Annotated in this window: 6 protein-coding genes; 2 read left to right on the plus strand and 4 right to left on the minus strand. The window is 66.2% G+C overall.

Translation table 11 applies throughout. The features are described from left to right. Positions 1-40 precede the first annotated feature (40 nt). Together ACNPN0_RS05565 and ACNPN0_RS05570 are read right to left on the minus strand one after the other, a co-directional pair. Complete coding sequence (locus ACNPN0_RS05565) at positions 41-1,327, minus strand: alpha/beta fold hydrolase (RefSeq protein ID WP_448938431.1); 1,287 nt, start codon at positions 1,325-1,327, stop codon at positions 41-43. Further along, a complete protein-coding gene (locus ACNPN0_RS05570; RefSeq protein WP_133834222.1) occupies positions 1,327-1,815 on the minus strand; it encodes a GNAT family N-acetyltransferase in 489 nt (162 codons plus the stop codon). Before ACNPN0_RS05570 ends, ACNPN0_RS05565 begins: the two co-directional genes overlap by 1 nt. Positions 1,816-1,877: 62 nt before the next feature. On the opposite strand from ACNPN0_RS05570, the gene ACNPN0_RS05575 reads away from it, so the two are divergent. Together ACNPN0_RS05575 and ACNPN0_RS05580 are read left to right on the plus strand one after the other, a co-directional pair. Next, positions 1,878-2,630, plus strand: coding sequence for a metal-dependent hydrolase (locus ACNPN0_RS05575; protein WP_105656685.1), 753 nt, complete (start codon positions 1,878-1,880; stop codon positions 2,628-2,630). 77 nt (positions 2,631-2,707) lie between these two features. After that, positions 2,708-3,646, plus strand: a complete 939-nt coding sequence (locus tag ACNPN0_RS05580; RefSeq protein ID WP_448938432.1) for a phosphotransferase — start codon at positions 2,708-2,710, stop codon at positions 3,644-3,646. A 16-nt stretch (positions 3,647-3,662) separates the two neighbouring features. Here ACNPN0_RS05580 and ACNPN0_RS05585 read toward each other — a convergent pair whose 3' ends face one another. Both ACNPN0_RS05585 and ACNPN0_RS05590 read right to left on the minus strand, forming a co-directional pair. Continuing rightward, positions 3,663-3,854, minus strand: a complete 192-nt coding sequence (locus ACNPN0_RS05585; protein WP_332498565.1) for a hypothetical protein — start codon at positions 3,852-3,854, stop codon at positions 3,663-3,665. Positions 3,855-3,928: 74 nt separating this feature from the next. After that, positions 3,929-4,296: NUDIX domain-containing protein (locus ACNPN0_RS05590; protein WP_448938851.1), on the minus strand; the 368-nt coding region annotated here is incomplete at its 5' end.

A 4,296-nucleotide genomic window follows, 5' to 3' on the forward strand; every position in this document is an offset into this window, starting at 1 on the left:
GATTCAAGCGCCCTGCGCGTTAACCTAGCCGGTGCGCGGGCTAGCTGTCCTGGGCCTCGGCGTCCGGGTCTTCGCCGTTGGCCATGGCCAGCAGCCGGCGGAAGATCGCCGGGCCATCGTCGCCGATGCCGTCATGGTGGAATTGATCGGTCACCCAGGTCTGCAACCCGGCCACCTGCGAGGCGGTGCGCAGCGAGAGCTCGCGGTCCACATAGACGTCGTCATGGTAGACCGCGGCGGCCACCGGCACGGTGTTCTTGGCCAGGACGTCCAGATCGTAGAGCGGGCCGAAGCCTTCGTGCTCGGCCAGGATGCGGGCCACGTCCTCCAGGGGGCGCAGGGCAGGATCTTCGGCGAAGTGCCAGCTGTAGATCATCTCGCCGGTCAGCAGCGGGGTCGCCGCGTGGCGGGTGAAGTCGGCGAATTCCGGCAGGACTTGTTCGGCCGCGAAATTGGTCGGCTCGCCTTGGGCGTAGATGGTTTCATGCATCAGCGCATAGAGCGGGTTCGAGGCGAAAGAGCTCTGGGCCAGGAGCGCTTCGAGGAAGTGATCCGAGAGGCGGTCGCCGCCCGGGGTGTGGCTGAAGGCCTCCTCGAAGATGTGATGCAGCAGGTGCACCCGGGTGTTTCCGCCCAAGTACATGCCCAGCATCTGCACCATCGGCACGGTGACGCGCTGGCCGTTGGGCAGCCGCTCATCGTCATTGGTGCGCACATGCTCGTAGATCCTGTGCAGGGTCTGGAAGTCCTCGGGGTACCAGGAGAAGTACTCGCGGTTGCGTTCTGCCATCCGCTGGTAGGTGGCGCGGTAGACGGTCTTCGCATCGGCATCCAGCGAGGCCAGCCCGCCGGTGACCAGGCAGCGGGTGAGCGACTGCGGGAAGAGCGAGAGATAGGTCAGGGTGCAGAACCCGCCGTAGCTCTGCCCCAGGGTGCTCCACTGCTCGATGCCCAGGTGCTCGCGCAGGGCTTCGGCGTCGCGCACAATCGAGTCGGCGCGGAAATGCGAGAGGTAGCGGGCCTGGGCGGCCGAGTCCCCGCGCAGCGGCAAGGACTTGCGGTTAGCCGGGGTGGACAGTCCGGTGCCGCGCTGGTCCAGCAGCAGCACGCGGAAGTGCTTGGTGGCTTCGGCCAACCACCCCGACAAGGAACCGGGGCGCGGGGATTTGCCCCCTGGACCGCCCTGCAGGAACAGCAGCCAGGGCTTGGCCGTGCCGGTGCTGATCTCGCGGGCGAAGACCGAGATCTTTTCGCCCTGCGGATCGGCGTGATCCAGTGGAACCTCGATGCGATGGTCGGTGACATCCATACCGCGGTAGTGGCGCATTAGCTCGCTCCTTGCATGCCAAGTTGTTGCAGTGCTTCGCCGTCCAGGCGCCGGGTGCTCCAGCCGTCCATGGAGCTGGAACCGATGGCGTCGTAGAACCTGATGGCCGGCTCGTTCCAATCCAGCACTGACCATTCCAGGCGCTTGTAGCCGCGTTCGACGCAGATCTGCGCCAGCGTGCGCAGCAACGCGGTGCCGGTGCCTGAACCGCGCTGGGATTCGCGCACATACAGATCCTCCAGATGGATGCCGTGCCGGCCTTCCCAAGTGGAGTAGGTCAGATACCACAGGGCCATGCCCCTGAGCGTCCCGGTTTCATCCTCGGCAACATGGGCGAAGACCTGGGGATTGGGGCCGAACAGATGGGATTGGAGGTCTGCTGCGGTGTTGAGCACCGCATCAGGTTCCCTTTCATAGTCGGCCAATTCCTGGATCATCGCCAAGATCTGCGGGCAGTCGCCCGGAACAGCTTCACGCACAATACTCATGTGTTCCAGCTTACCTCCGTCGCACCGCTAAAACGTCGGTGACCAGACCTAAGGTTGAATGCATGATGGGTGGACACCACGCGGTGAGCGGCGCAGCCGCATGGTTGGCAATTACAACTGACGTCACCGTGGGTTCGGTGAACCTGGGGCTGGGAACTTTCCAGATGGACCGCTGGGAAACCCTGGCCGGCGCGATCGTCTGCGCTGGCGCGGCCCTGCTGCCCGACGCGGATCACCATGGGGCCACGATCGCGCGCTCGCTGCCCCCGTTCTCCAGCATTTTCACGCGGATTGTCGGTTCGGTTTCGGGCGGGCACCGCAACGGCACCCATTCGCTGATCGGCATCGCCTTCTTCATCTTCCTGGCCTGGCTGGCCAACGGCTGGGATGTGCAGACCGCGGCGTTGGGCACGGTCTACCCGGCCGCGGCGCTGTTCGCGATCCTGCTGATTTCCTTCGCGGTGAAGACCATGAAATTCATGCCGCCGCTGCTGTGCTGGATTATCGCCTTGGCCGCCGGGACTTTCGTCGGGATGAATGCGCCGGAGCAGAACCTCTGGTTCCTGATGGCAGTCTCCCTGGGCGCGATCGTGCACGTGCTGGGCGACATGCTGACCATCGGCGGCTGCAATCTGCTGTGGCCGATCAAGATCGGCTCGCCGCGCTGGTTCCGCCGGCTGCCGCTGATTGGCGGCTGCTGGAAGTCCAATGGGCGGGTGGCATTGCCGATTCTGGCCGAGACGGGCTCCACCGCAGAATGGCTGCTCGCGACGCTGCTCACTACCTATGTGGGCATCGCGCTGATCGTCGCCTGAGGGCCCCGGCCCGCTGCCGGCTCGCCGCAGTGCAACGCGCTTTGGCTGGCAGCCGGTGATCTGGCATGATCCGAACCATGCAGTTTCAATTCACCCGGCGCATCACCTGGGATCAGCTTCCCGGCGAACTGCGCGCGCGGATCGAATCGCACCTTGGATCCCGGGTGATCCGGGCGCTAAGCCAAGCCTCGGGGTTTTCCCCGGGCAGCGCCGACCGGCTGCTCACCGCCGATGGCCAGCGGGTCTTCGCCAAGGCGGTGCATCCGGGCCTCAGCGCCCCGGCCACGGCATTGCACGCCCGCGAAGCGGCAATAGCGGCCAAGCTCCCGGCGGCCTTGCCGGTTCCGCAGTTCCTGGGGCGCATCAGCTGGCAAGGCTGGGAGGCCTTGGTCTTCGCTGAAGGCCCAGGGGCCAGCCCGCAGCTTCCCTGGCCGGCCGGACAGTTGGAACGGGTACTGGACACGCTGGCGCAGCTGGCTCATCAGGCCCCCGATTCCCTGATCGAGCTGCTGCCGACGCTGGAAGAGGAACTGCGCGAGGACGTAGACGGTTTTGCGCGGATCATGCAGGACGGCTGGCTTCCAGCTGATCCCTGGGTGGCGCAGAACCTGGAAGAACTCCATGGGCTGGCCATGGACGGTATCGGGGCGCTGGCCGGAGACCAGCTGGTGCATTCGGATCTGCGCTCGGACAACATCCTGCTGGGCGACGGCGGAGAAGTGCTGCTGGTGGATTGGCCGTGGGCTTCGCGGGGCGCCGCATGGTATGACGCGTTGACGGTGCTGGTTGAAGCGCGGATCTTCGACCCGGCGCTGGATGCGGATGCCATTGCCGCCTCCCACCCGATCTTCGAATCGGTGGGCGCGGACGCGGTCAGCGCGGTCTTAGCTGGACTGGCCGCCTACTATGTGGACGCGGCGCGCAGGCCCGAGGTTCCGGGGCTGCCCACGCTGCGCAGCTATCACGCGAAGCAGGCGGCCGCCACCGTTGGGTGGCTCAAGGCGCGGCTGGCCTAGCTGGCTATTGCAGGGGCTAGCTGAACCGGGCCGGCGTGGCATTTTCCCCGCGGTAGACCAGGGCCAGGCCCAGGACCAGCGAACCGAGCTGGACCAAGGTCGCCAGCCACGCGCCGGAAGCAAAGAGCTCGGACCAGCCGCTGAGCAGCCCGACCAGGACCAGCAGCAGGAGGCCTGCCCCGAGCAGGCGAAGCTTGTACCCGTTCATGGCCATACCCTACGGCACTGTCCGCGGCATTGCCACCGGACTCCGGGAAGATGCCTCGGGCATCGAGTGCGCGACTAGCCCAGATGCCGGGGCTGGTCCAGCGCCGTGCCGGATCCCATGCAGATAATTGGCGGCAAGCCGGAATCCAGCCGGGAAAGTACCAGCTGTTCCTGCGCAACGAGGTTCTGCGGCAGGGCATCGAGCGGGAACCAGCGAAGCTCGCAGGCTTTCTCCGGTTCCATGAGGCGCGGAGTACCGTCCCACTGGCGCGCCAGGAAGAAGAAATCCACAGGGGATTGGGCGCCGCTGCCCGCTTGCAGGTAGCGGTGCACCGTGCACAGCGGCTGGAGCTGGTCTGCCGCGATCCGGATGCCCAGTTCCTCACGGGCTTCGCGAACGGCGGCGGCAACGGCAGCCTCGCCGGGCTCAACGTGCCCGGCGG

The organism is Glutamicibacter sp. AGC84 (assembly GCF_053543575.1).